This is a genomic window from Nocardia sp. NPDC003693 (genome assembly GCF_053981095.1).
Genome location: NZ_JBSFNO010000020.1, coordinates 19,301 through 45,717 on the forward strand (window position 1 = coordinate 19,301; position 26,417 = coordinate 45,717).

A 26,417-nucleotide genomic window follows, 5' to 3' on the forward strand; every position below is an offset into this window, starting at 1 on the left:
CGCTGATCGCTAGCCGCGGCGAGCAGTTTCGCGTTGCGCCGCCATCAATCGTTCGATGGCGTACTCGGTGACGGCGGCCAGTGATCGCCGGACCTCGCCCGGGTCGCGGGCGTCGATGTCGACGATCGGCACGCCCTCGCGGACGCTGAGCGCCTCGCGCAGTTCGGCGACCGGGAAACGCGGGGCGTCGGGGAAGCGGTTCACCGCGATGAGGAACGGCAGCGATTTGGCCTCGAAGAAGTCGACCGCCGCGAAGCTGTCCTCGATCCGGCGGGTGTCGACCAGCACCACCGCGCCGATGGCGCCCTTGATGAGGTCGTCCCACATGAACCAGAAGCGGCGCTGCCCGGGCGTGCCGAACAGGTAGAGCACCAGGTTGCCGGGCAGGATGATGCGCCCGAAATCCATGGCCACCGTGGTGGTTTCCTTGCCGGGCGTGGCGGCGAGATCGTCCACGCCGTCGGACACGGCGGTCACCATGGCCTCGGTGCGTAGCGGCACGATCTCGGAGACCGCGCCGACGAAGGTGGTCTTGCCCGCGCCGAAACCGCCCGCGACCACGATCTTGGTCGAGGCGACGGTCCGGAACTCCTCGCCCGGGCGGGGCGGATACTGCTGCGCTACAGCCTGGTTCGCTCCCGGGAACTGTGGTCCGCCAGTGGGGTACTGGGGCGCACCGCCGTAGCTCCCGCCGTCAAAGGGCGCGGAGTCCATGCAGGGTCCTCTCCATCAAAGATCGGCGCTCGTCGTAGGTCGCCTGGTCGCTCAGAGTCGAATGCACGCGAAGGGTCCCGGCGACGACGAGATCGCCGATCACGACCCGGATCATGCCCAATGGCCGCTGCAGGTGTGCCGCGATCTCGGCTACCGAGAGCCGGGCCGTGCCCAACCGCAGGATCTCGGTCCGGATGTCACCGGCGGGCCAATCGAAATGGGCGGTGAAGGACAGTGTTTCCACGACCGCCTCGAGCGGCAGATCAACCGCCGGCTCGGTGCGGCCGGAGGTCAATGCGTACGGGCGGACCCGGCTGGTGGGCCGGGCGCCGCCGCCCCCGTTTGAAATTGTCATGGTCGACCCATCACGCAGTGCGGGCCGTGGCCTGCACCACGGATCCGACCCGGTCCACCAGCAGTGCCATCTCGTAGCCGATGCGGCCGATGTCATGCTGCTTGTTCGCCAGTACCGCGAGATGCGAGCCGTTGCCGACGCTCATGACGAGCAGGTAGCCGCGCTGCATCTCCACGATGGACTGCATGACCTTGCCGCCGTCGAACAGCTGTGCCGCACCGGCGGACAGGCTGGCCAGACCGGCGGTGACGGCCGCGAGCTGCTCGCCGCGATCGGCGGGCAGATGCGGGCTGGTGGCCTGCAGCAGACCGTCGGCCGAGACCAGGACGGCGTGCGAGACGCCCGGCACCTCTCGGGTGAAGCGGGTGACCAGCCAGTTCAGATTCTCATCGGTCTGGGTGCGCTGGGTGTCGGTCATGCATGCCCTCCGTCGTTGTACTGCGAGTCGGCTCGCCCGGAGCGGACGCCGCTGAGATGCCTGGTCAGGCTGTTGCGGATCTCGTCGGGGTTACGCGCGCCGCCCTCGTCCTCCTGCGCCGCGGCGCCGGGCACGAGCTGTGCGCCGGGCCGCCGGATCGGCAGACCACCCTGGGTCTTGGAGCTGCTGGTGGGATTGGCCGCTTCCTCGGCCGCGGCCCAGCCCGCGTCGGCGTTGGACGTCCAGTCGGTACTCACCGGTGACTGCCCACCCGCCGCGGGCTCGACCAGCCATTCCGACACCATGCGCTGGTAGATCGGACTGCCGCCGCCGTTGCCCGCACCGGCGTTGCCGATGGGTTTGCGGTCCGTGACGGGGTTACCCGCGGTGAGGTTGCTCGCGCCCGGGTTCGTGACCGTGTTCGCACCATTGCCGCCTGCTCCGACGCTGTTCGCGCCATTGCCGTTGGATCCGTTGCTCTTTCCGTTGGCGCCGTTCGTACCGGCGCCGTTGCCGATAACCGCGCCGCTGTTGCCGTTCGTGCCGTTGGCGCCCGCGGCGTTGCCGCCGCCTGCGCCGGCGCCGGCGGTGGCGCCGGGCCCGGCGGGAGCGGGCTCGGGCGCGTTGCCGAACGCGCTGTAGTCGCTGGTGAAGAAGTTGCCGTCACCGGCCGCGGAACCGCCGCCGAAACCGCCGCTGCCGCCGCCGAAGCCGTTGCCGGGCGCACCGAAACCGTTGGCGTCCCGCGAGACCGGCGCTACCGGTTCGGGCCGCGAGACCGGCGCGACGGGCTCGGGCCGCTGTGGCGCCTCGGGCGTCGCGGGCGCTTCGCCCCAGAAATCGACCCCGCGGGCCTGCGGCGCGACCGGCTCGGGCCGCTGTTCGGCGAAGGCGTCGGAGAAGCCGTCCCGCGACTGGTCGGCGGGGAAGCCGCCGCCGAAGACCGGCTGTTCACCGGTGTCGACGCCGGGTGTACGGCGTTGCGGCAGACCGGTACTGGTGACCCCGAACCGTGCGGGCGGATCGGCGGGCGGATTCGGTACCGGCGTGAGCCGCGGCGGCGTGATGACCGGCTGCGGGCCCGAGATCGGCGCGAACGGCGTGGCCGGCGCCAGCGGCGGCACCGGGGTGAGCGCCGCCGGCGCCATGGTCAGCGGCGCGCCGTGCTGCGGCGCCACCGGCAGCGCGGCGGTCACCGGGAACTGCCCGGTGTCGGTGCCGTTGTTGCGCTCGGGCGCGGGCGAGACCAGGGTGCCCGGCAGGTGCACGCTGGCGGTGATGCCCGGCTGCTGCACCATGGCCGAGGTCCGGCGCAGGCTCACGGTGATGTTGTGGCGCTTGGCCAGGCGGCCCACCACGAACAGGCCCATGCGGCGTGCGGTCTCGACGTTGACCTCGCCGCCGGAGGCGAGGCGATCGTTGATGGACTGCAGGTCTTCGGCATTCATTCCGAGGCCCCGGTCGGTGATCTCGATGAGGTAGCCCCCGTCCACGGCGCGTGCCACCGAGACCGCCACGGGCGTGGACGGCGGCGAATACCGCAGTGCGTTGTCGATGAGCTCGGCGAGCAGATGTTCGATGTCGACCGCGGGTTCGCCCGCGACGATGCCGTCGGGCACGGTGCCGATCTCGACGCGCTGGTAGTCCTCCACCTGGGAGACCGAGGACCACAGCATGTCCGAGAGCGGAACCGGCGCGAGATGCCCGCGGCGCAGCGCGGTTCCGGCCAGCACGAGCAGGTTGTCACCGTTGCGGCGCATGCGCGTCGCGAGGTGGTCGAGGCGGAACAGGCTCTGCAGCCGTTCGGAGTCGTCCTCGTCGCGTTCGAGTTCCTCGATCAGGCTGAGCTGCTGCTCGACCAGCGATTGGCTGCGCCGCGAGAGGGTTTCGAACATGTTGCCGATCTGCAGGCGCAGTCGCGCCTGCTCGGCGGCCAGGTGCAGCGCCTGGGTGTGGATGTCGTCGACGGCTCGGGCGAGCTGGCCGATCTCCTCGGTGGTGTGCACGTCGACCGGGGTGATCTCGGGGATCGCGCCGCCCGAGCGCACCACGTCGAGCTCGGCGGGCAGGTCGATGTGCGCGACCTGCAGGGCGTCGCGGCGCAGGCGGCGCACGGGGACGACCAGGGTGCGCGCGACCACGAGGGCCAGGGCCAGACCCGCGAGCAGCATGCCGATGACGATCGAGGTATCGCGCAACACGGTGTTGCGGGCTTCGGTGGTCAGCTCGGCGAGCTTGGTGGTCAGGGCCGTGCCGATCGCGTCGGTCTCCTTCTCGTACGCCGCGATACTCGTGGCGATGGAGGCCTGCATGGGCGGGAGACTGGCGGGATCCGGTGCGCCGGAGGCGAGAATGCCGATGCGCGCGCCGGCGGCGTCCTTGAGCGTGGCGTAGTTCTGCGCCTCGGCGGGCAGGATGCCCTTGTACACCTCGATCATGGTGATCTCGGCGCCGATCGCGGTGAGCAGCCGGATCTTCATCGCCGGGTTGGTGTCGATGGTGGGATCGATGAGCAGCGTGCGTTCCTGCGTGAGCAGGCGGGTCGAGGTCATGACCGTACCCATTTGCAGGAACAGCTGCTGCACGCGCAGATCGCTGAGCGACTGCGAATTGGTCAGCGCGGTCTGCACCTTGGCCGAGACCGCGCCCGCCTGTTCGGCGATCGTGGCGACCGAGCCGCTGCGCAGGCTGTTGCGCATCGTCTTGCCGATGGCGATGGACTCGGTGAGTCCCTGGATGACGTCGGCCTCGACCTTGGAGGAGCGCAGCAACGTCTCGAGGTCGGTGACGGTCTGATCGAACCGCACGGTCGCGGTGTCCAGTGCCGCGTCGCGGTCGGGGTTACCCCAACCGGAGATGGCCGAAATCGCGAGCTCCTGTGTGGCGCTCTCGAACTTGACTGTGGGTCCCATGACGGCAGCCTGCTCGGAACCGGCGGCCAGGTTGCTGATCGTCTGCAGCTCCGAGTTGATGCGCAGGACCGCGAAGGTCGACGCGAGCAACACCGGGAGCACCAATACGATGCCGACCTTGCGTGTGACGGGCCAGTTGGACAGGCTGAATTGCCAGGACCGGGGTGTCGCTTCCATCCCGCTTCCGTCGCCTCCGCTTTCAAGAGTTGACCCCGGGTCGTATGCGGTTGTACGGCGTTGGGGCCTGAACCCGCGCAGAACCAACTAGAGGTCTTTTTGTACGGCCTGCAACATACCGCGTGAGCTGGGTATCGGCAATTCGAGCAACTCGCTGTACATGCCTCCGAATGCAGCCGCGCGCAACGTCTTTCGCATTCCGAAATGAGCGGGTAGGGTGGCCGCGCGTAAGCTGTTTCTAAAAATCGCTGGTCACCCGCTCGGGTCGTCCGGCGTGTCGAAGGCGGCCTTCTCAGTCGCCTCTCAGTCGCTGTGGGCAGACTGGACCCCATGCGCATTCTGGTAGTCGACGACGACCGCGCGGTCCGGGAATCGCTACGTCGTTCATTGACCTTCAACGGCTACACCGTCGATCTCGCCGTCGACGGTCTCGACGCCCTCGAGAAGACCGCCGGCCAGCGACCCGACGCTCTGGTCCTGGACGTGATGATGCCCCGCATGGACGGCCTCGAGGTGTGCCGCCGGCTGCGCAGCACGGGTGACGATCTGCCGATTCTCGTACTCACGGCACGGGATTCGGTTTCCGAACGGGTCGCGGGCCTGGACGCCGGCGCCGACGACTATCTGCCCAAGCCGTTCGCGCTCGAGGAATTGCTCGCGCGTTTGCGCGCGCTGCTGCGCCGCACCACGGTCGACAATTCCGAGGCCTCGGAGATGATGAGCTTCGCGGATCTGTCCCTGGATCCGGTGACCCGCGAAGTGTTGCGCGGTGATCGGCAGATCAGCCTGACGCGCACCGAATTCTCGCTGCTGGAAATGCTGATGGCCAATCCGCGCCGGGTGCTCACCCGCAGTCGCATTCTGGAAGAGGTGTGGGGCTACGACTTTCCGACCTCCGGCAACGCGCTCGAGGTGTACATCGGGTATCTGCGCCGCAAGACCGAAGCCGAGGGTGAGCCACGACTCATCCACACCGTGCGCGGCGTCGGGTACGTGCTGCGCGAGACCCCGCCGTAGGAGCCGGACCCGTGGCTAGATCAGTGCCGCGGCGGCCCGTGGTCGCCGGACTCGCACAGCGGCCGGACGCCGACATGCGCCCACCGACCCCGCTCACGCGGTCGGTGTCGCTGCGCTGGCGCGTCACGCTGCTGGCCGCGTCCGTGGTGGCCGTCGCCGTCGCCTTCACCTCCATCGCCGCCTACGCGATGGTGGCCCGTTCGCTGTACGCCGATGTGGATTCGCAGCTGCGCGCCCGCGCGTCGCTGATGATCGACAACAACTTCGACAGCCTCGGCTTCCAGTCGATCGTGCTGGCGGGGCTGTACTCCAGCGACGTCGGGGTGGCCCTGATCTTCCCGGACCTCTCGCCCTACGTGCCGCCGCAGACCACCAATCCGCCCGTGGGCAGCCAGGAATTGGCGGTCGCGCGCGGGGAGATCGGGTTCTCGCTGCGCACCGTCGACAATCAGCGGGTGCTGGCGCGGCGCACGCATTCCGGCTCCACCCTGGTCGTGTCGCAGCGCCTGCAGCCCACCCGCGAGGTGCTCGACCGGCTGGCGTGGCTGCTGTTCGTGGTCGGCGGCTGCGGGGTCATGCTCGCGGCCGCGGCCGGAACCGCGGTGGGCCGCACCGGATTGCGCCCCATCGCCCGGCTCACCGCGGCCACCGAACGCGTGGCCCGAACCGACGACCTCACCCCGATTCCGGTGACCGGTGACGACGAACTCGCCAGACTCACCGAGAGTTTCAACACCATGCTGCGCGCGCTGGCCGAATCCCGGGAGCGCCAGCGACGGCTGGTGGCCGACGCGGGCCACGAGCTCAAGACCCCGCTCACCTCGCTGCGCACCAATATGGAACTGCTCATCGCCTCCTCCCGCCCGGGCGCGCCGCGCATCCCGGACGAGGACATGGCCGAACTGCGCTCGGACGTCATGGCCCAGATCGAGGAGCTGTCCACCCTGGTGGGCGACCTGGTCGACCTGGCCCGCGAGGACGCCCCCGACACCGTCTACGAACAGGTCGACATCGGCGAGGTGGTGGAGCGCGCGCTGGAGCGGGCCCGGCGGCGGCGCAGCGGCATCGAATTCGACGCCCAGCTGCGGCCCTGGTTCGTCTACGGCCACGAGGCCGGACTCGAACGCGCCATCCTCAACGTGCTCGACAACGCCGCCAAATGGAGCCCGGCGGGCAGCAGCGTGCAGGTGGCCATGCGCGAGAACGGCCGCGGCCTGCTCGAGCTCACCGTCGACGACGCCGGCTCCGGCATTCCGCCGAACGAGCGCGAACTGGTCTTCGAGCGCTTCTACCGCACCACCGCCTCGCGGTCGATGCCCGGCTCCGGCCTGGGCCTGGCCATCGTGAAACAGGTGGTCACCAAGCACGGCGGCACCATCACGATCGACACGTCCGAGCGCGGCGGCGCCCTGATCCGTATCGTCCTACCCGGAGAAAGCGCACCGTTCGTGGGTACCGAAACCTAGCTCGCCACCGCGCCCGGGTCACGCCCGGCGGAAAGCTCCGGAAAAAGCAAGCACGGTCTCAGTCCGCTCTCAGTCGTCACCGCCAGGCTTGGCTACGAGACTCGAGGAGAAACGAGAAACATGACCGAGGATTCGAAGGACCCGCGGGGCAACGAGCCCACCCCCGGCGCCGACGCCGTGTCCACCCCCGGCGGCCAGGCTGTGCCGAACCCCGGCGGCCACGCCGTGCCGAACCCCGGCGCTCCGGCCGCGCACGATCCCGCCGGGCCCGCCGCGTCGCACGCCGATCGCGCCGGCGAGCAGGCGTCCTCGGTTCCCGGCGCCCCCGCGCCCGGTCCCGGTGGCTTCGCCCCGCCGCGCGATCCCTACGCCCGTCCCGTCGAGGGCGGATACGACCGTCCGCAGCCGGGTTTCGGCCCCGGCGCGCACGGCGGTGCGGCTCCCGGCTTCCCAGGCGCGCCCGGCAACCCGGGAACCGTTGCGGGACATACGGGTTCGTTCGCGGCCTTTCCGAACGGCCCGCGCGCCGGGCAGCAGTACACCGGCGCCGGTTACGCCGCCGCGGCGAACGGGCCTGCGACCGAACAACTTCCGGCGGGCGGATACGGCCCGGCGTATGCGGCGTCGGGGGCCGGATACGCCGCGGCCGGATCGCACACCGAGCAGCACTTCGGCGGTCCGGGCGGCCCGATCGGCCCCGGTGCTCCCGGACAGCCCGGCGGGTATCCGGGCGGCCCGGCGCCGAAGAAGTCGATGCGCACCGGCCTGGTCGCCGGCGCGGTCGCGCTGGCGCTGTTCAGCGGCGGCATCGGCGGCGCGGTCGGCGCCCTGGCCACCCGTGCGGACGACGGCGGCACCACGATCACCAACGCGCTGGACGCCCCGCGCCAGGTGAACGAGGTGGCCAACGCCCCGGCCGGTTCGGTGCAGGCGGTCGCGCAGAAGGTGCTGCCCAGCGTCGTCATGATCCGGGTCGCGGGCAATCAGGCCGAGGGCGAGGGCTCGGGTGTCGTGCTCTCCACCGACGGCAAGATCCTCACCAACAACCACGTCGTGAGCGGCGCGGGTCCCAACGCGCGCATGGAGGTCGCCTTCAGCGACGGCAGCACCGCGCCCGCGACGCTGATCGGCGCGGATCCGGTCTCGGATCTGGCGGTCATCAAGGTCACCGACAAGAAGGGCCTGGTGCCCATCGAGCTGGGCGCCTCGTCGAACCTGCAGGTCGGTCAGTCCGTGGTGGCGATCGGTTCGCCGCTCGGCCTGGCGGGCACGGTGACCACCGGTATCGTCTCCGCGCTCAATCGCCCGGTGTCCACCAGCGGCGAGGCCAGCTCGCAGGGCGCGGTCATCAACGCCGTGCAGACCGACGCGGCCATCAACCCCGGCAACTCCGGCGGCGCGCTGGTCGACATGAACGGCAAGCTGATCGGTATCAACACCGCGATCGCCACCCTGGGCGTCTCGGAGTCGGCCGGCGGCCAAAGTGGTTCCATCGGACTCGGTTTCGCCATTCCGGTCGATCAGGCCCGGCGGGTGGCCGACGAGCTGATCAAGAACGGCCGGGCCACCTACGCGCAGATCGGCGTGAAGGTGCGCGGCCAGGACGACGTCAACGGCGCCCGGGTGCTCGAGGTGACCCCGGACGGCCCGGCGGCCAAGGCGGGCCTGCCCAACGGCGCCATCGTCACCAAACTCGATGACCAGGTGATCGATTCGGGCAACGCGCTCATCGCGGCGGTGCGCTCGCACCGGCCCGGCGACAAGGTCGAGGTGACCTACACCGACGAGCAGGGCAACAACCAGAAGACAGTCGAGCTCACCCTCGGCGAAGCAGCTGCGGAGGGCGGCCGATGATGCGACGTACAGGCGGCAGGAAATCCACCCCGGCGATCCGGGTCACCCCGGACGGCAAGTGGGAGGTGTTGTCCGCCAATGGCGCAGTGCTCGATCGGGTGACGGTGCTCGAGGGCTTCGAGGGCGCGGCGCTCCTCGAAGGTGAGATGAACAAGACCGAGGCGATGTCCGCCCGGGGCGCTACGGTGAGCAGCATGGAAATCGATGCCGCTGTTGCGGGCCGTGCTCTTGTCGTGGTCGTCGACGACCGAACCGCACACGGCGGGGTGGATTCGCTGGGTCCGCTGGTGACCGAACTACTCACCGAGGCCGGGTTCCTGGTCGACGCCTCGGTCTCGGTGCAGGCCGACGAGGTCGAAATCCGCAACGCGCTCAACACGGCCGTGATCGGCGGCGTCGATCTGGTGATCTCGGTCGGCGGCACGGGCATGTCGCCCCGCGATGTGACCCCCGAGGCCACCGAGGAGGTGCTGGACCGGGTGCTGCCCGGTATCAGCGAGGCCCTGCGCGCCTCGGGCCTGGCCTCGGGCTCGCTGGACGCGGGTCTCTCGCGCGGGCTGGCCGGCGTCTCGGGCAGCACGCTGGTGGTGAACCTGCCGGGTTCGCGGGCCGCGATCCGCGACGGCATGGCCACCCTGGGCCCGCTCGCGAGCCGGGTCATCGACGAACTCTCCGGTTTGGCGGAATGAGTTCGACGTCCGACAGCAATACCGACGAACCCCGCCCGGCCGCGCGCCCGGCGGGGTCTCGCCGTGTGACGGCGGCCGATCGCGAGAAGCTGGCTCGTGTTTTCGGTGACGCGCTCCCCGCGACCACCAACGACGAACGCACGCCCGAACCGGAATCCGGTTCCTCCGGCGACGATTGGCTGCGTGCGCAGGTTCCCCCGCATCACGGGTAATTCATTTTTCGCATAACTCTCGCCATTGGAGTTCGAGAGCACATCGCTATCGAGTTCGCTCGCGACGGAGTGCGCGCGTAATTCCGTCTTCGCTGCTCGGTGGCTCGAATCACGGTGTCCGTGATTCATTCCCGGATTCGCATGTCCGAATCTTATTGCCATTCGGTTGCTGTTGTGGCTATCGTCTCGCGACGGTTGAGAAAGTCACCTGTCCAGCAGGTTCCATGCGGCTGCTCGGTTTTTGCTGGATTCGCCGTGTGTGCGGGTGACGCAACCCTTTTCGGCCCCGGTCGGTCCGTACGACGGGCATCGGAGCCGCTGCCTCCGCAGCACTCGGCCCGGCGTCGGCCGGGCAGGGTCCGGCTGAGCTGTCCCCCGGCAGGGCGGCGCAGGCGTCGGCCTGGCCGCGCCGGTCGGCGCCGTGGTGGTGGCCACCGTGATCGCCGCGGTCACCCTCCGGGGACAGCCCTTCCGGCCTCGGCTGATTCATCCCGGCAAGCGGAACCCGAAGGGGTCCGGCGTGTTTAGCGCCGGGCCCCTTTTGCTATTCATAGCCTTCTCGACATATGAGCGGGAAGTCCTGCACGTCGCACCGGATCCTCTTCTCTCACACCTCAAAGGACACGCCGGTGATGTAAAGTGCCCTGCGTCGCATCACATTAAGAATTTGTTAGCAGTAACACAGCGGCAACAATGTGGCGACAAACTTACCTGGGTTCGCGAGGACCCAATTCAGCCTCGGTGGTCGAGGCTGACGCTAGAAACCTGATGAGGGGAAGTATGAGCGAGAACCGGACCAACGGTCTTCGTCGCGGTGCCCGTATTGCGGGTGCAGGCGCGGCGGCGGCCGTGGCCATGGGACTTTTTTCCACTGGCGCCGCAAATGCCGATACCTTCGTACCGTTGCCGGACGGTCAGAAGGTCGCTCCGAGTGGAGCTGTCACCATCACCCGTACGGGCGAGCGCGCCATCATTTCGCCGTCGCTGTCCGCCAATGGCGCGGGCCGCGTCGTGTGGGTCAGCGGCAATGCGACCGCCGAAGTCCTCGAGACGCCCGAGGGTGAAGTCGGCCCGAACAATGGCCCCGCCAACGGGAATGGGTCGAACAACTCTTCCACGCACGGCGCATCGCAGCTGAGCACCGGTTACATCGTCGGCTGCCAGGTCAGCATCGGCGAGGACGCCATCTCCGCGGGCGTGTCCGCCGGCGTCTCGCTGAGCGACGGCTCCGTCGGTGGATCCATCGGCATCAACCTCGGCCCGGGCGAGGTCAAGTTCGTCCAGATCGATTACAAGGACATCCTCAAGGCGGGCACCTACTCCGTCGAGTACCAGGATGCCGAGATCGGTATCGAGGGTTGCGCGGGTTACGCCCAGGCGCGGTCGTACACCGTCGTCGAGATCATCGGCGACCACTACTCGAAGACCACCCTCTACGGTCAGCCGTTCAGCCTCGGCTGATAGTGGTCCTCCCCGCCAAATACTTTCTCGCGCAAGCGAACTCATACCCTGAGGGAAAAAGAGCATGAACCTCCGTAAGACCGTGGCACGGATGGCCGCGACCGGCGCTGTCGCGACCGCCGCCCTGGGCCTTTTCTCCACCGGCGCCGCCAACGCCGATACCTTTGTGCCGCTGCCGGGCGGCGAAATCATCAAGACCCTGTCCGACGGCACCGTCGTCACCGTGAAGCTGGTCGGCGAGTCCGCCAACATCTCCGGTTCGATGGGCGCCACCCCGCTGCACCGCAACGCCTGGGTGTCGGCGTCGGCGCAGGTCGAGATCTCCGGTAACAACACCGATGTCGGCGGAAAGATCTTCCCCGGCTACCAGGTCGGTTGCCAGGTGAACATCGCCGGTGGCGGTGTGAGCGGCGACGCGTCGGCCGGTGTGACCTGGGAAGACGGCAGCCCGAGCGCGTCCGGTGGCGGCGGCGGCAACCTGACCCTGGGCCCCGGCCAGGCGAAGTCCTTCTACATCCTGGACATCGAAGAGGCCGACGACTTCGGTTCCGAGTCGCACAAGGTCCGCAACAAGTTCAGCGGTTCGAACGGTTCGGTCACCTGGGCCGACTCGACCATCGGCCTCAGCGGTTGCGGTGGCTACGCCCAGGCGCGTGCCTTCGTGAGCGTCGAGATCGAGACCGAGAACGTGGTCACCTGGATCACCCTGTGGGGCCAGCCCTTCAGCCTCGGCTGATCGGTCACCTCTGATCCGAGTTTCTGAGCTGAACGGGCCCGGCGCATTCGCGCCGGGCCCGTTCGCCGTCTCGGGGAGAATTCGAGAATGCTTGCCGATACTCAGATTTCGTGCTTGCCGTGACCCGGTCCGCCCGCGCGATCCTCGGCGAGCAGATCCCGAATCTGCTGCAGCAGTTCGATTTCGGTGAGCGCGGTTTCGGTATTGCCCCAGCGTGCCTTGGCCCGGGTGGCCGGAACGACCAGCACGAAGTACAACAGCGTCGCGATGATGAGGAAGTTGAGCGCCGCGGTGATGATGGGCCCGATGGCCACGAACGTCGCCGGTTTGTCGGCGATCAATTGGAATCCGAGGCCCATCGGGTTGGTGCCGCCGAACACCGCCAGCAGCGGATTGATCACGCCCTCGCTGAATGCGGTGACGATCGCGACGAATGCGGTGCCGAGCACCACCGCTACCGCCAGGTCGACGACATTGCCGCGAAGCAGAAACTCCTTGAAACCCTTGAGCATTGCCGATAACTCCTCTGCGTGATGGGCGCGTTGCGGCGGCCCGGTTAGCGAGTGTCGGACGGCTGGTCCGGGTGATACGGATGGGGTATTGCGGTATCGGAATGCTAGTTCACCGGGCGTCCGGGGCACCGGAGGCGACGAACCAGGCGGGTCAGCGCACGACGACGGTGAGCGCGGTACGCAGCGAGGCCGCGGCGATGACGGTGGCATAGCGGGCGTCCAGGGCCACCAGCACCAGTGGCTCGTCGCGCCCGCGCTGGGTCGATTCGACGGCGGTGGCGCCGCCGGACACCAGCACCACCGCGGCGTCCGAGGCCAGCAACCGTGCGGGCCGCCCGGCGCCGCCGGTCTCCTCCGCCGCCACCACGTCGACCCGGTCACCGGGGCGCAGCACCTCGGCAACGCCGTTGTCCGCCAGGCGAATCGGAACGATGCGGGCATCGGGGGAGCGGGCGGCCACCGCGGCCAGCCGGGGCCCGATCACCCGGAGGTCGGTGAGGATCTCGCCCGTCGTGACCCCGCCGCCGAGGGCGGATCCCACGATGGCGTCCGGGTCGCGCACCGCGCCCGCCGGTAACCCGGCCGGATCGCGCGGAGCCCGCCGGATGTCGGTCGCGGCGAGGACGTGACCGGGCGGGAGTTCGCGCGCGGCCACCACGACCTCGGTGTGCCGCCCGCCGGGATCGGCCCGGAGGGCGAGCGCGGCGGCCAGTGTGAGCAGGGCCACGGCGGCGATCCGGCGCAGCAGCACCCCGTCCGCCCAGAGCGGCAGCCAGAGATTGTCGGCCCATCCCGCGCGCCATCGATGCATGGGGGAGAGCCTAGGAGCGGCCTGAGCCGTCGCGGACCGGCGAAGGGCCCGCTGTGGATAACCGCGGGCCTGTGGAAAACCCTGTCCCGGAACCAGAAATCCCCGGCCGTCAGGAGCCGGGGATTCGGGAGAACGTGGCGTGGATCAGGCCGCGGAGGTGCTCGACGGCGTGGTGCTGCCGGTGCTGGTGCTCGCTGGCGCGCTGGGGGTGCTCGGCGCGCTCGCGCCGCTGTCACCGGAGGTCGAGGGCTTGGCCGGCTCGCTCGAGGTGGTGCCGTTGCGGCTGTCGGTGCGGTAGAAGCCGCTGCCCTTGAAGACGATGCCGACGGAGTTGAAGAGCTTGCGCAGCTTGCCGTTGCAGCGATCGCAGGTGGTCAGCGCGTCATCGGAGAAGGACTGCACGATGTCGAACTTGTTGTCGCACTCGGTGCACGCATACGAGTAAGTAGGCATCGCAAATCCTCCACGGTCTCCGTCGGTCTAGCACTCTACAGACGACAGTGCCAACACTGCCAATCGGGTGTCAATTCCCATTCGTGTCGCCCAGCCGCCGCAGCCCGCCGGACGGCGTGAGCGCCCAGCCCATGCGGTGGTCGTGCGCCTCTTCGGGGAGTTCGGCGACCACCTCGTCGTCGCGCACGACGGCCACGAGTCGCACGCCGGCCCGGCACGCGCCGAGGCTCCGATCGTAGTAACCGGCCCCCCGCCCCAGCCGCACCCCGCGCCGGTCCACCGCGACCGCGGGCACGAGCACCACCCGCGCCCGCTCGATCCCGCCGGTGACGATCGCCCCGCTCGGCTCCCGCAGTCCGAACCGCCCCCGCCGCAACGCCTCTCCCCCCGTGTATTCCGCCCACGCCAACGCCCCTGGCTCCCCGGTGACCGGCAACAACACCCGGGCCCCGCCGGCTCGCAACGCGTCCAGCATCGCCACCGACCCCGGCTCGCCGCCCACCGGAACGTACGCGCAGATCCACAAATCATCGGACTCCGCACCGTTGCCGACGATGGCGCGGCCGGTCGGCGCCGGTGGGATGGATGTGCTCGCAGCTGTATTCCGGGCCGGGTCCTGCGGCTCGGATGCGGCCGGCGCCCCAACCGGCTCACTCGCGCCCCGGGACGCCAGCTCGAGCACCGCGTCCATACTCGCGGCGAGCCCGGCGGCTTCCCGGTCCCGTTCGCCCGCCGGCACCCGCCCCCGCCGCCCGAGGATCTCCGCCCGCCACTCTTTCTTTCCCCACGCCCGCACGTCCACGCCCCCACGATAGGCCCGCCCCGCACACGCCTCCGCCTGCCACCGAGTCGTGTGTCACACACCCGTTCCGGGTGCCCCGGCGTCCGGATCGGGTGGAGTGGATGCCTGCTCGACGGTCGTCGGAGGGGACTCCGGGGCGTGGGTGGCGGCGGTCGAGTGAGCGCCTCGGCATTCCGGTCAATTGGCACGGCTCCGCGTGCGCGGGCATCCGGCGGGAGGCTGGTGCCGAATCCCTTTCGGCTGCGCGCGAATGAAATCGGCTGGGAGAGAACTTCTTTCCCGGGTGATGCGTGGGGTGTTCGCGTATTTCGGCGGGGTGTGCGGCGCGGGGGCGGTCCGGTTCGGGGCGGTCGTCCGGGTGCGGCCGGGAGCCCCTCGCGTATCTCGACTGTGTCATTTTGCACGGTTTGTGTCATCGTCCAGCGGTTATCGCATGACAAAGGCGTTCGGTGGGCTCGGTTGCTCCGGGACCCTTAGGCTCTCGTGGATATCGGGACGGTTCGTGGCCGCCCCGATGGGTGAGACGGATGGATAGGGTGAGTTCATGACGGCTATTGGCAGCGGGGCACAGGCGTGCTTCCGCACCGCGGTGGTGCCCGCGGCGGGGCTCGGTACGCGATTCCTGCCGGCGACCAAGACGGTGCCCAAGGAGCTGCTTCCCGTGGTGGACACCCCGGGCATCGAATTGGTCGCCGCGGAGGCCGCCGATTCCGGCGCCAACCGCCTGGTGATCGTGACTTCGCCCGGAAAAGACGGCGTGGTAGCGCATTTCGTCGAGGACCTGGTGCTGGAGGGCACGCTCGAGGAGCGCGGCAAGTTCCATCTGCTGGAGAAGGTGCGCAAGGCCCCCGGCCTGCTGGACGTGACCTCGGTGGTGCAGGAGGAGCCGCTCGGGCTGGGTCACGCGGTGGCGCAGGCGGAATCGGCGCTGGACGCGGACGAGGACGCCGTCGCGGTCCTGCTCCCGGACGACCTGGTGCTGCCCAGCGGCGTGCTCACGGTCATGGCCCGCGTGCGCCGGACCTACGGCGGCTCGGTGCTGTGCGCGATCGACGTCCCCAAGGATCAGGTCAGCGCGTACGGCGTCTTCGACGTGGAGCAGCTGCCCGGCGCGCCCGCCGATGTGCTCAAGGTCAACGGCATGGTGGAGAAGCCCGCCCTGGACGAGGCGCCCTCGACCTATGCCGCGGCCGGTCGATACCTGTTGGATCGGGCCATCTTCGACGCGCTGCGCCGGATCACCCCGGGCGCGGGCGGCGAACTGCAGCTCACCGACGCCATCGCGTTGCTGATCTCGGAGGGCCACCCCGTTCACGTCGTGGTGCACCGTGGGTCGCGGCACGATCTGGGCAACCCGGGCGGTTATCTTCGTGCAGCGGTCGATTTCGCTTTGGAACGCGAGGAATACGGTCCGGCGCTGCGGGAGTGGCTCGAGCATCGGCTCGGACCGGGCTGGAATCCGCAGCTCACCTCGTACGAGTGACATTGGCGGGGACGGTGTGGGCAGTGCGCGAGACCAGGGAAGGGCGGCATGCGCTCGGTTGAGGATCAGCAGATCAAGGTGACGGCCGCGGCCGTCGCCCCCCGGCCCGTCCGAGTCGCGATCTCGGAGGCCCAGGGCCTGCTGTGCGCCGAGGACGTGGTCACCGAGCGTCCGCTGCCCGGATTCGACCAGGCCGCCATCGACGGTTACGCGGTCCGCAGCGTGGATGTGGCCGCCGCCGGCGCGGACATTCGCGGCGAGGACGGCGAGCCCGTCGACCTGGTACTGCCCGTGGTCGGTGAGGTCGCCGCCGGTTCGCGCCAGCCGATTCGGCTGCAGCCGCGCCAGACCGTGCGCGTGGACACCGGCGCCCCGCTGCCCACCCTCGCCGATGCCGTTCTGCCCCTGGACTTCACCGACGGCGGCCGCGCCAAGGTGAAGGTGTACGAGCCGGTGCGCTCGGGTGATTACGTGCGCCGCATCGGTGACGACGTGCAGCCCGGCGATCTCGCGGTGCGCGCGGGCACCATCATCGGCCCGGCCCAGGTCGGGCTGCTCGCCGCGGTCGGCCGCGACAAGGTGCTGGTGCATCCGCGCCCGCGGCTGTCCGTGCTCTCGGTCGGCGGCGAACTGGTCGACATCGATCGCACGCCGGGGCCGGGTCAGGTCTACGACGTGAACTCCTACGCGCTGGCCGCCGCCGCGCGGGACGCGGGCGCGGATGTGAACCGGGTCGGCATCGTCAGCGGTGACGCCAAGCGTTTGCGCGATGTGGTGGAGGGGCAGCTCGTTCGCTCGGAGGTCGTGGTGATCGCGGGTGCGGTCGGCGGCTGGGCCTCGGAGCAGGTGCGCGAGGCGCTGGAGGGCCTGGGCGAGCTGGAGATCACCCGCGTCGCCATGCACCCGGGATCGGTGCAGGGCTTCGGCCTGCTCGGCCGCGACGAGGTGCCCACCTTCCTGCTGCCGTCCAATCCCGTTGGCGCGCTTGTGGTTTTCGAGGTCATGGTGCGTCCGCTGATCCGCATCGCGCTCGGCCGCCGCCAGCCCATGCGGCGGGTGGTCCGGGCGCGCACGATCCTGCCGATCGCCTCCATTCCCGGTCGCCGGGGCTATCTGCGCGCGCAGCTGATGCGTGACGAGCAGACCGGTGACTACCTGGTGCAGCCGCTCGGCGGTCCCAACGGCGCCTCCTCGCATCTGCTGGCCACCATGGCCGAGGCCAACAGCCTGATCGTGATCGATCCGGATGTCACCGAGGTGCGCACCGGTGACGAGGTTCGGGTCGCTTTCCTCGCGCAGCGAGGCTGAGGCGTGGACATGAACGTCTTCCGGGCCACCCAGCATCCGGGCTGGCCCGCGCATCTGGGCCCGGTGCGGGTGGCCGCGGGTCAGGTGACGCTGCGGCCCATCCGGTTACGCGACGCCGCCTCGTGGTCCCGTATCCGCACCCGGGACCGCGAGTACCTGGAGCAGTGGGAGCCGACCGGCCGCGGGGCGTGGGAGGCGCGCAATCACGCCGGGAACTGGCCGTCGCTGTGGTCGAGCCTGAAGGCCGAAGCCCGTCGGGGCGCGATGATTCCGCTGGTCATCGAGGTCAATGGCACCTTCGCCGGCCAGTTGACGATCGGCAATATCGTGCGCGGCGCGCTGCGTTCGGCCTGGATCGGCTACTGGGTCGCCAAGGATCTGAGTGGCCAGGGCGTGGCGACCGCCGCGCTGGCGCTGGGGCTCGATCACTGTTTCAGCGAGGTGGGGCTGCACCGGGTCGAGGCGACCGTGCGCCCGGAAAACCTTGCCAGCCAGGCGGTATTGCGCAACGTGGGCTTCCGCGAGGAGGGACTGCTCTCGCGCTACCTCGACGTGGACGGCGGCTGGCGTGATCACCTGCTGGTCGCGATGACCGTCGAGGAGGTCTCGGGCACCGTGGTGGACAGGCTGATTCGCGCGGGGCGGGTCGCTCAGCAGTAGCTCGCGGTTGCGTACGGCCCCTAACTTGTGTGACTACTGTGGCGGGTGTTGACGGCGCGCCTGCGGGCCATTCCTGAGGTGTCGAATTAGCCTACGGACGTCGGTGGTGCGCCCTCGCATCGTCGATGAGTGCCACGGTGCACGTCGAAGGGACAATGAGCCAGGCGGGGACGGAGGTGAGCGCATGCCGAATTCGATCTTGTGGATCGGTCTGGTCGTGCTCTGGATTTTCGTCGTTTTCCCCATGCTGACCTCCCGGCATCCGCGCATTCGCCAGCACACCGACGCCGCGCTGTCGACGCGGGTGCTGCATCGCGGGGATGCCAAGCCCCGCACCAGAAAAGGTCCGGCCACCGGACACGAGACCGATCCGGACTACGTACCGGTTCGCAGGAAGCATCACCACAGCGATGATCCGGAGGATCGGATGACCAGATCGGACGACAGCACCACAGCTGGATCGGACGACGAGGATTTCGACACCGACCGTGACTCGGCGACAGCGGTGACAGCGCCGAGTGGCGATGCCGTCGAAAAGCCCGCATCCGAGCAGGATCCGGCAGACAATGACCTCGACGCCGCGGAGCAGGAGCACCCGCGCGCCGAAAACGAGCACGAGACAGCGGAATCCGAGGACGTGGCCGCCGAATTCGACGACCGGGACGAGTACGCGGACGAGCGCGCCCCCGAGGCGGGCGACGAGTCCGAGTACGACGACGTGGAGCCCCGGCCGCGTGGTCGCGCCGACACCATGCGCACCCGGGCCGAGACCGCGCGGTCCCGGGTGCCCGCGCTCCGCGATCCCGACCCCGAGCCCGACCGGGACGAATCCGATTCCGACGACCCGGATTTCGTGCCCTCCCGGCGCGGGCGCGGCGGCTACGACCCCGAGGCCGACGCGATCGCCCGCGCGGCGCGCTACACCTTCCGCCAGCGCGCGGTCCTCGGCCTGCTGCTCGCCACCCTGGCGCTCGCGGCGGCCGGCCTGGCCGTCTCCTCGAGCCTGTGGGGCCTGGCCGGTCTGTCCGGCGCCGTCCTGGTGGCCTACCTGGCCTACCTGCGCCGCCAGGTTCGGATCGAGGAGGACATCCGCAGGCGCCGCATGTCCCGCCTGGACCGCTCCCGCGACCAGGACGACGAGGAGGAGTTCGACCGCGAGCCCGAACGCCCCCGCCCCGACCGCGATACGACCCGCACCCAGCTCCGCCGCGCGGTCCTGGTCGAACCCGATGACGAGGATCCCGTCTTCGAGAACCTCGAGCTCTTCGACGCCGCCACCGCCCGCGCGGTCCGCGCCCGCGCCTCCGGCAACCGCGTCCGCCACGCCGCCGTAGGCGAGTAACCGAACTCCGGCCCGGCCCCGGTTGGCACCAGCCAACCGGGGCCGGGCTGTGTTGGGGGTCGTGTGGACACCCTCCGGGCCGTATTCGGATCGGGGTCGATACGTATGCGGACCTGTCAGGTAGTCTGAGAAGATAGCAATGAAAACTGTTGTGGCACAATAGATTTCGGCTAGGCTAATCTTAGGGGCATCGGCCTGCTGATTCAGGCGTCTCAACCTCGTCCGTGACATGAGCAAGGGCTCGGCCGTAGCCGAGCCCTTGCTCATGGTAATTCGCTAGTTCTGTTCCGCGGCGGTCGCGGCATCGCGCTCGGCCGCGGGGATCTGCTGCTCGATCAACTCGGCCAGGCCGCGGAGTTTGGCGGCGAAGTCGCGGGCGGCCAGGGGATCCCGGCTCGAACCCTTGACCAGGCGGCGGGTGAGGACCGCCAGGCGGGACTCGGCGGTGCTGAAGACGTTCGCGTTGCGCGGGGGCAGGCCGATCGGATCGCCGCGCAGCCAGGCCCGCAGGCGCTCGACGGCCTCGGCCTCGTCGTAGTGGGCGGGCAGCACGGTCAGGGCCTCGCGGAGCTTGTTGGCGGTGACCTTCATATCCGCGGCGAGGGTGGTGTACACCGTGACCGCCGCGTCCTCGCCGTGCGCGGCGGCGATCGGCAGCAGCTCGCGGATCTGGCCCTCGTTGATGGACGGCGCCACCGGGTGCAGCCGGGCCGCCAGCGGCCACGCGCGAATCAGCTTGTGCGCGTAGGAGCGCTGCATGTCCCAGCGCTTCTCCACGTAGTCGTCGAAGTTGGCGTGGGCGGCCCGGTAGAGCCGCCCGTCCCGCACGATCTGCAGGGCGCGGCCCGCGGTCCAGAACGCCACCCGCAGCGCGTCGATGGAGCTTTCGCAGACCTCGAGCTGCGCGAGCTCGTCACTGCTGAGCGGCCCCTCGCCGGCCTCGGGTAGCTCCATGGTGAGCACGCTCGCGTCCGCGGGCTCGCGGGCGGCGTCGCCGGTGGGTGCGGCAACCGGGGCCGGCGCTGCGTCGGCTGCCGCCTCGGTGGCCGCGGCGTCCCGGGTCTCGACCGGCGGCGTCGCCGGTCGCGGCGCCGGCCGGCTGCGCGGTCCGACGACGATGTCCGACGCGATCGTCGACGCGGCGACCCGGTCCTCTAGCACGGGCCGTCGCGAATGCGCCCGGGCCGCGGCGGGTTTGCCGGCCGCGCCCGATTCCGTTCCGCGCGCCGCGGCGGTTTTCGCCGGCTGCGCCGCGGCGACCTTGCCCGTGTGCGGTGTGACTGTTGTCGCCGGCTGCGGTGTGGCCGTTTTCGCCTGTTGCGCGGCGGCCGGTTCCACCGGCCGCGCCGGAATCGGTTCCATCGGCCGCGTCGCGCCGCTCATCCCGCGCCACTGCGCGTCGCGCAGCGGGGAGACCGGCGGGGTGTGCTCGGCTTCGTCCGAGAGCGGGTTGCGAGCCGGGACGGCGATCCCGCCGCCGATGGTGCTCTTGCGTCGCTGGGGTGGCATCAGGCGGAAACCTCCAGTGCGGTCCGGTTGTTCAGGTCGTCGGTCAGGTACGGCGCGATCAGTTCGTCGCCGACCTGCCGGTACTCGCCGAGATCGGCGAGCGGGTTCTCCGCGCCGTCGCCGACCTCACCGTCGGCGGCCTCGCGATACCACTTCCACGCGCTGACACAGGATTCGAAGACGTCGTACCCCGCGCCCTCGAGATTGCCCCGCTGCGTGCGGTATTCGGTGGAGACGTTGACGCCGTTCTTCATGGTCACCGGGACCTTGGTCATGAGCACCCGGACCCGAATCGCGCGATCGTTGCCCGCGGCCGCCTCCTCGGCGGCCTTGTAGGTGCTGGGCACGCGCTTGACCTCGGAGGGGCTCACGCTGGTGATCAGCACCAGTTCATCGGTCTCGGGCACCGCGGCCTTGAAGATCTCGGCGGATTCCCCGCCGGCGTCCACGATGATGACGTCGTATTTCGAGGAGTTGTCGGTAATGCAGTCATCGACGTGCCGCGACGGAAAAGCGATGAGTTCGAACGGAACGGTGATGTTCTCCTTACGCAGCCGCCGGTACCAGGAGTATCCGGTCTGACTCAACGGGTCCGCGTCGATCACCAGCACCCGAAGTTCGTACACCGTCGCGAAATAGGCGGCCAGAAAGAAGGCCGAGGTGGTTTTGCCGACGCCACCCTTGAGATTTCCCAGGGTCACCACGAGGGGCTCGGGAAGGGCGGGCCGCACAATGGATTCGGTCATGAAAGATCCTCCGGTCCATGGGGAGGGCATGTGTGTACAGCGGTCGCACCGTGCGTGTTTCAGTCTCACACGCTGGTGTTTCACCAGCCGTGGACGCGCCCGGGGTTCGCCGAATTGGCACGAAAAACGACTGTGTCCAATTGGATACAGTTCCGATTCCACGAATTGGCCCGGGCCGCAGAGCGGCATCCGCCCACCGTGCCCGCGCGATGGCAGACTGTTCCGAGTCAGCCGATATTCCACTCCCTGTCTCACTCCGTCCGGAACGATTCCGAGGTGCGAAATGACCAATTGGCAATCAATGGCGATGGCGGTCGCGACGCTCGCCTGCGCGGGTGTTTCGGTGGCCGCGGCGCCCGCCCAGGCCGCACCGGTCTGCCCGGGTGCGGGACAGCCCACGTTCACCGTGGCGAATGTGGGCGGTGCGCTCGAAGGGCTCACGGTCGATGCCCGCGGCCGGGCGTTCACCACCGATCTGGTGACCGGCCGGGTGTTTCGCATCGACGCCCCGGGCGCGCCCGCGGTGCCGATCGCCACGGTGCCCAGCGGTGGCGCGGGTGCGCTGGCCTGGACCCCGGACGGGCGGCTGCTCGTCGGCTACGGCGCGGACGCCCGCGTGGTGGCCGGTGACAGCCTGCGGCACGCGGGCATCGTGACGGTCGATCCCGATACCGGCGCAACGGCCCCGTACGCCGCCGGTCTGAGCGCGGCCAACGGCATGGATGTCTCCGCGGACGGAATCGTGTACGCCACCAACGATTTCGCGACCCTGGTGGGCCGGGTCTATCCGGACGGCGTGGTGCAGCCGGATTGGGCCGTGCTGGCCAGCGCCAACGGCGCGGTGCTGAGCGCCGATGACCAGTTCCTCTATGTCTCGCGGACTTTCGCGGCGCCCGGCGTCAGTCGCATTCCGGTCGCGGCGCCCTGGGCCCCGCAGTCGCTGCTGGATCTGGGTGGAGCCGACTACTTCGCGGCGCCGGACGGGCTGACCCTGGACGCCGCTGATCGGCCGGTGGTGCCGCTCAATCCCGCGGGTCAGGTGGTACGGATCGACGCACCCGGTCAGTTCTGTGTCCTGGGCACGGGCGGTGCGCTGACCAGCGTGGTGAGCTACGGCCGTGGCGACCAAGGGTTCTCGGCCGGGCGGCTGTTCGGCGCGACCTTCACGGGCGTGATCTACGAGATTCCCGGCGGGTTCGATCCCGGCGCCCGGACCGCGACACCGTAGCGGAGTGGACCTCGGGCCGGGACCGTCGCGTCCCGGCCCGTCGTATGTTCAGTAGAGATCGAACGCTACTTTGCATTCGCAACCGGGACAATCGCGTAATGCGCACGAAAAGCGGATAACACGAGGGTAATACGAGTGTAAGGTGACGGTCCGGTTCAGCCCCCTACGCACGAGGCCGCGCTTGTGTTGCAATAGGAAGGGCGGTTTCGACGAGCTTGCCCGACGGGCTCCCCCCCGGGTGCGGTACGGCGGTGCCGAGCGTTTCCGCCAGCGGCCGCAACTGATGAAGGAGGTGTCCCGATGCCCGGAGGACGACTCACCCCGGACGACCGTCGGCGTATCGCAACGGGTTTGACGCAGGGGCTCGGCTACGCGGAGATCGCGCGCCGGCTCGGCCGCCCCACCTCCACGGTCAGCCGGGAGGTGACGCGCAACGGCGGGCCGGGCCACTATCGCGCCGATCTGGCGCACGCCGCCACCGTCGTCCGTTCCCGCCGCCGCGTGATCCGCCCCAAGCCGGTCGACAAGCCCGCCGGCGCCGATGAGTACGGCCGCGATCCGGACGTGGTCGCGGACTTCCGGGATCGTTTCGCCGAGCTGTTCGTCCGCTCGGGGATTCCCAAAATGGCTGCCGCCGTGCTGGCCTGCCTCTACGCGGCGGACTCGGGCAGCGTCACCGCCGCCGAGCTGGTCCGCCGGCTCCGGGTGAGTCCCGCGACGATCTCCGCCGCGGTCGGCGATCTGGAGGGCCGGGAACTCATTCGCCGCGAACGTGACCCCGGCTCCCGTCGCGATCGCTACGTCATCGACGAATCCGGCTGGTATCGAGCCACTCTCGCCGCGGTGCGGGCCAACGAGCAGCTCGCCGCGACCGCGCGGGCCGGGGCGGGGACGCTGGGCGCGGAGACGCCGGCCGGGTCCAGGCTGCTCGGCATGGGGGAGTACCTGGAGAAGGTCGGGCTGGACATCACCCGAGCGGCCGAACGCTGGCGGGTCGAACTCACCCGCTGAATCGCGCGTATGTCCTCGTGGAGCGTCGGCCGATACCCCCTTCCTTTCGGCCGGCGCTCCATTTTTCTGCCCGAGCTCCATGTCGCGCGCGTCGGCCATAGACATACATACGGTATGTATGTAAAAGTTGTCGGGTACCGACGCATTGGAGACGAACCATGGCAACCAGTACATCCCTCGGACCCGCCCGCGAGATCGACCTGCCCGGCGGCCGGATCCGCTACCACGACACCGGCGACGGGCCGCCGGTCGTATTCGTGCACGGCCTGCTCGTCAACGCCGATCTGTGGCGCAAGGTCGTGCCCGCCGTCGCGGCCGCCGGTCACCGGTGCCTGGCGCCGGACCTGCCCTTCGGATCGCACGAGATCCCGCTGCCCGCTGCCGATCTCACACCCACTGGAATCGCGGATCTGATCGCCGCCTTCCTCGAACGGCTCGACCTCACCGACGTGACGATCGTGGCCAACGACACCGGCGGCGCCATCACCCAGGTACTGCTGACGCGTGATCGCTCGCGGATCGGCCGGGTCGTGCTGGCCGCGGTGGACACCTACGCGAACTTCCCGCCGCAGCCGTTCAAGGGGCTGCCGTATCTGGCGCGGGTGCCCGGCTCGATCCGCCCGCTCACCGAGGCGCTGCGGTGGCGGGCGCTGCATCGGCTGCCGCTGGTGCTGGGCTGGGTATCGAAACGACCCGTGCCGCCGGAGATCGCCGATTCCTACCTGCTGCCCAGCCGGCGTTCCGCGGGCATCCGCCGGGATCTGCGCCGGGTCCTGCGGACGCTGAACAAGAGCTACACCCTGGCCGCGGCGGCCCGCTTCGCGGAGGTGAAGCTGCCGGTGCTGCTGGTCTGGGCGCGTGAGGACAAGCTCTTCCCGCTCGCCGACGCCGAACGCCTGGTCCGCGACCTGCCCGATGCCACCCTCACGGTGATCGACGACTCCTACACCTTCCTGCCCGAGGACCAGCCCGAGTTGCTCACCAGGTCGATTCTGGAGTTCACTCGGCTACATGCCACGTCGTAGCCAGGAGGATCGCTCGCGCGCCACCCGGGCCGCGCTCGAGGAGGCCGGTCGCCGGCTCTTCACCGAGCGCGGCTTCGCGCATACCTCGGGCGCGGATCTGGTCGCGGCCGCCGGCGTCACCCGGGGTGCGCTGCACCATCACTACGGGGACAAGCGCGGACTGTTCCTGGCGGTGCTGGAGCAGATCGAGACCGAGGCCATGGCCGAGATCGAAACCGCCATGGCGGCGGGCGATCCCGCGGACGTACTGGGCGGCATGGCCGTCGGCGTCGGCCTGTTCATGGAGATCTGCACCCGGCCCGCCATGGTGCGGATAGCGCTCATCGACGCCCCGACCGTGCTCGGCTGGCAGGGGTGGCGCGAGTTCGAGAACGCGCACGGGCTCGGGCTGATCACCACCCAGCTCGAACGCGCCCGGGAGACCGGGCTCGTCGGCGACGTGCCCGTGCAGGTGCTGGCGCAACTGCTGCTCAGCGCGCTGAGCGAGGCGTCGCTGATCGTCGCCCACGCGGCCGACCCGGACACCGCGCGGGCGCAGGCCCAGCACTCGATCATGCTGTTGATCGCGGGAATCCTGCGCACCTGACCGCGGCGGGTCAGCTCCGCGCGTGCTTGCTCAGGAACTCGTGGGCTGCGTCGAACACCGCGGCCGGCGCCTCCAATTGCGGCCAGTGGCCGATGTTCTCGAGACTCACCACGTCCGGATTCGGGATCACCTCGCGGTAGCGGGCGGCCATGTGCGCCCCCGAATTGGGATCGAGCGGGCCGTTGATCAGCCGCAGCGGGGCCTCGGTCGCCAGCAGCGCCGAGACCCAGCGATCGCGGAATCGCTTGCGCTCGGCGATGAATCGGCCGACCAGGTGCGAGACGAAGCGCCCGCGGTTGTAGTACAGCACCTGCAGCATGGCCCGCATGTCGTCGTCGGTGGGCTTGGTGTCCGGGCCGAACATCTCGCGGGTCGCCGCGGTGACGATGGAGTCGGTCATGAGCGGGCCGAGGACGTAACCCAGCGGTGAGGTGAGCAGTCGCTGCACCAATCGGGGGCGGTAGACCTCGACGAACAGTCCGCCGTTGAGGAAGACCACCGCGTCGAGGGCCGGCACCGGGGCCTGCTCGGTGCGCCGGGCCAGGAGTTCCTGCGCCACACTGACTCCCAGGTCGTGCGCGAGCAGCAGGGTGTGATCGACGCCCAGGTGCGCGAGCAGGGCGTCGTGCATGTCGGCGTGTTCCAGGACGCTGTACTCGTGCCGAATCGGCTTGTCCGAGAAGCCCATTCCCAGCATGTCCGGTGCGATGACGTCGTAGTGCGCGGTCAGCTCCGGCCAGATGCGGTGCCAGTCGTAGGAGTTGTACGGGTAGCCGTGCACCAGGAGCAGGGTGGGACCGCTGCCCTCCCGGATGTAGAAGATCCGGTGACCGGCGTGCTCGAAATACGTGCCGCGCTCGATCCAGTCCACGAGTTCGGGTCTCATACGCGATCTCCTGCCGCACTGCGAAGTGTCGAATGCCCCGATCC

At 69.6% G+C, this 26,417-nt stretch carries 26 protein-coding genes; 15 read left to right on the forward strand and 11 right to left on the reverse strand.

What is annotated here, in order from left to right; translation table 11 throughout:
- Positions 1–9 precede the first annotated feature (9 nt).
- From ACWDOP_RS21935 to ACWDOP_RS21950, 4 genes are read right to left on the reverse strand one after another with little or no spacing between them, the layout of a single operon-like run.
- Positions 10–714 (reverse strand): GTP-binding protein, encoded by a 705-nt coding sequence (locus ACWDOP_RS21935; protein WP_454201752.1) that lies wholly within the window; start codon positions 712–714, stop codon positions 10–12.
- Positions 695–1,069, reverse strand: coding sequence for a DUF742 domain-containing protein (locus ACWDOP_RS21940; RefSeq protein ID WP_354985268.1), 375 nt, complete (start codon positions 1,067–1,069; stop codon positions 695–697). Before ACWDOP_RS21940 ends, ACWDOP_RS21935 begins: the two co-directional genes overlap by 20 nt.
- Before the next feature lie 10 nt (positions 1,070–1,079).
- On the reverse strand, positions 1,080–1,487 hold the full coding sequence (locus ACWDOP_RS21945) for a roadblock/LC7 domain-containing protein (RefSeq protein ID WP_454201753.1): 408 nt from the start codon (positions 1,485–1,487) through the stop codon (positions 1,080–1,082).
- Complete coding sequence (locus tag ACWDOP_RS21950) at positions 1,484–4,576, reverse strand: ATP-binding protein (RefSeq protein ID WP_456346562.1); 3,093 nt, start codon at positions 4,574–4,576, stop codon at positions 1,484–1,486. The genes ACWDOP_RS21945 and ACWDOP_RS21950 overlap by 4 nt, the downstream gene beginning before the upstream one ends.
- A gap of 330 nt (positions 4,577–4,906) precedes the next feature.
- On the opposite strand from ACWDOP_RS21950, the gene ACWDOP_RS21955 reads away from it, so the two are divergent.
- The 7 genes from ACWDOP_RS21955 to ACWDOP_RS21985 all read left to right on the forward strand — a co-directional run bounded on the left by ACWDOP_RS21955 (position 4,907) and on the right by ACWDOP_RS21985 (position 12,011).
- A complete protein-coding gene (locus ACWDOP_RS21955; RefSeq protein ID WP_456346563.1) occupies positions 4,907–5,593 on the forward strand; it encodes a response regulator transcription factor in 687 nt (228 codons plus the stop codon).
- Positions 5,594–5,667: 74 nt separating this feature from the next.
- Positions 5,668–7,059, forward strand: coding sequence for an ATP-binding protein (locus tag ACWDOP_RS21960; protein WP_454201844.1), 1,392 nt, complete (start codon positions 5,668–5,670; stop codon positions 7,057–7,059).
- Between the two features lie 120 nt (positions 7,060–7,179).
- Positions 7,180–8,913, forward strand: a complete 1,734-nt coding sequence (locus ACWDOP_RS21965) for a trypsin-like peptidase domain-containing protein (RefSeq protein ID WP_456346564.1) — start codon at positions 7,180–7,182, stop codon at positions 8,911–8,913.
- A 146-nt stretch (positions 8,914–9,059) separates the two neighbouring features.
- On the forward strand, positions 9,060–9,602 hold the full coding sequence (locus ACWDOP_RS21970) for a MogA/MoaB family molybdenum cofactor biosynthesis protein (RefSeq protein WP_454201845.1): 543 nt from the start codon (positions 9,060–9,062) through the stop codon (positions 9,600–9,602).
- Complete coding sequence (locus ACWDOP_RS21975; protein WP_456346565.1) at positions 9,599–9,814, forward strand: hypothetical protein; 216 nt, start codon at positions 9,599–9,601, stop codon at positions 9,812–9,814. The genes ACWDOP_RS21970 and ACWDOP_RS21975 overlap by 4 nt, the downstream gene beginning before the upstream one ends.
- A gap of 780 nt (positions 9,815–10,594) precedes the next feature.
- Positions 10,595–11,275, forward strand: a complete 681-nt coding sequence (locus tag ACWDOP_RS21980) for an MspA family porin (RefSeq protein ID WP_456346566.1) — start codon at positions 10,595–10,597, stop codon at positions 11,273–11,275.
- 64 nt (positions 11,276–11,339) lie between these two features.
- Positions 11,340–12,011 carry an MspA family porin gene (locus ACWDOP_RS21985; RefSeq protein ID WP_456346567.1) on the forward strand — a complete coding sequence of 224 codons (672 nt, stop codon included), beginning with the start codon at positions 11,340–11,342 and terminating at the stop codon, positions 12,009–12,011.
- A gap of 101 nt (positions 12,012–12,112) precedes the next feature.
- Here the strand turns inward: ACWDOP_RS21985 and mscL are convergent, their stop codons facing one another.
- From mscL to ACWDOP_RS22005, 4 genes are all read right to left on the reverse strand, one after another.
- Positions 12,113–12,523, reverse strand: coding sequence for a large conductance mechanosensitive channel protein MscL (mscL, locus tag ACWDOP_RS21990; protein ID WP_456346568.1), 411 nt, complete (start codon positions 12,521–12,523; stop codon positions 12,113–12,115).
- A 151-nt stretch (positions 12,524–12,674) separates the two neighbouring features.
- Positions 12,675–13,334: an SAF domain-containing protein gene (locus ACWDOP_RS21995; protein WP_456346569.1), complete on the reverse strand. Its 660-nt coding sequence runs from the start codon at positions 13,332–13,334 to the stop codon at positions 12,675–12,677.
- 144 nt (positions 13,335–13,478) lie between these two features.
- Entirely contained in the window at positions 13,479–13,787 is a 309-nt protein-coding gene (locus tag ACWDOP_RS22000; RefSeq protein WP_456346570.1) for an FmdB family zinc ribbon protein, read from the reverse strand.
- 70 nt (positions 13,788–13,857) lie between these two features.
- A complete protein-coding gene (locus ACWDOP_RS22005) occupies positions 13,858–14,583 on the reverse strand; it encodes a 5-formyltetrahydrofolate cyclo-ligase (RefSeq protein WP_456346646.1) in 726 nt (241 codons plus the stop codon).
- 550 nt (positions 14,584–15,133) lie between these two features.
- On the opposite strand from ACWDOP_RS22005, the gene ACWDOP_RS22010 reads away from it, so the two are divergent.
- The 4 genes from ACWDOP_RS22010 to sepX all read left to right on the forward strand — a co-directional run bounded on the left by ACWDOP_RS22010 (position 15,134) and on the right by sepX (position 19,382).
- On the forward strand, positions 15,134–16,072 hold the full coding sequence (locus tag ACWDOP_RS22010) for a UTP--glucose-1-phosphate uridylyltransferase (protein WP_454201764.1): 939 nt from the start codon (positions 15,134–15,136) through the stop codon (positions 16,070–16,072).
- 48 nt (positions 16,073–16,120) lie between these two features.
- On the forward strand, positions 16,121–17,380 hold the full coding sequence (glp, locus tag ACWDOP_RS22015) for a molybdotransferase-like divisome protein Glp (RefSeq protein ID WP_454201765.1): 1,260 nt from the start codon (positions 16,121–16,123) through the stop codon (positions 17,378–17,380).
- Between the two features lie 9 nt (positions 17,381–17,389).
- Positions 17,390–18,040 (forward strand): GNAT family N-acetyltransferase, encoded by a 651-nt coding sequence (locus tag ACWDOP_RS22020; RefSeq protein ID WP_456346571.1) that lies wholly within the window; start codon positions 17,390–17,392, stop codon positions 18,038–18,040.
- A gap of 184 nt (positions 18,041–18,224) precedes the next feature.
- The gene (gene sepX, locus ACWDOP_RS22025; protein WP_454201767.1) at positions 18,225–19,382 is read left to right on the forward strand and encodes a divisome protein SepX/GlpR; all 1,158 of its coding nucleotides are present in this window, start codon (positions 18,225–18,227) and stop codon (positions 19,380–19,382) included.
- A gap of 276 nt (positions 19,383–19,658) precedes the next feature.
- Here sepX and ACWDOP_RS22030 read toward each other — a convergent pair whose 3' ends face one another.
- A complete protein-coding gene (locus ACWDOP_RS22030) occupies positions 19,659–20,891 on the reverse strand; it encodes a hypothetical protein (RefSeq protein WP_456346572.1) in 1,233 nt (410 codons plus the stop codon).
- Positions 20,891–21,637 (reverse strand): ParA family protein, encoded by a 747-nt coding sequence (locus tag ACWDOP_RS22035; protein WP_454201769.1) that lies wholly within the window; start codon positions 21,635–21,637, stop codon positions 20,891–20,893. Before ACWDOP_RS22035 ends, ACWDOP_RS22030 begins: the two co-directional genes overlap by 1 nt.
- A gap of 283 nt (positions 21,638–21,920) precedes the next feature.
- Between ACWDOP_RS22035 and ACWDOP_RS22040 the strand changes: the two genes are divergently transcribed.
- The 4 genes from ACWDOP_RS22040 (at position 21,921) to ACWDOP_RS22055 (ending at position 25,487) form a co-directional block, all read left to right on the forward strand.
- The gene (locus tag ACWDOP_RS22040) at positions 21,921–22,865 is read left to right on the forward strand and encodes an SMP-30/gluconolactonase/LRE family protein (RefSeq protein ID WP_456346573.1); all 945 of its coding nucleotides are present in this window, start codon (positions 21,921–21,923) and stop codon (positions 22,863–22,865) included.
- A gap of 300 nt (positions 22,866–23,165) precedes the next feature.
- A complete protein-coding gene (locus ACWDOP_RS22045; protein WP_456346574.1) occupies positions 23,166–23,876 on the forward strand; it encodes a helix-turn-helix domain-containing protein in 711 nt (236 codons plus the stop codon).
- 158 nt (positions 23,877–24,034) lie between these two features.
- Entirely contained in the window at positions 24,035–24,901 is an 867-nt protein-coding gene (locus ACWDOP_RS22050) for an alpha/beta fold hydrolase (protein WP_456346575.1), read from the forward strand.
- Positions 24,888–25,487, forward strand: coding sequence for a TetR/AcrR family transcriptional regulator (locus ACWDOP_RS22055; RefSeq protein ID WP_454201773.1), 600 nt, complete (start codon positions 24,888–24,890; stop codon positions 25,485–25,487). The genes ACWDOP_RS22050 and ACWDOP_RS22055 overlap by 14 nt, the downstream gene beginning before the upstream one ends.
- Positions 25,488–25,497: 10 nt before the next feature.
- On the opposite strand, the gene ACWDOP_RS22060 is transcribed toward ACWDOP_RS22055, so the two are convergent.
- Positions 25,498–26,373 carry an alpha/beta fold hydrolase gene (locus tag ACWDOP_RS22060; RefSeq protein ID WP_456346576.1) on the reverse strand — a complete coding sequence of 292 codons (876 nt, stop codon included), beginning with the start codon at positions 26,371–26,373 and terminating at the stop codon, positions 25,498–25,500.
- Positions 26,374–26,417 lie beyond the last annotated feature (44 nt).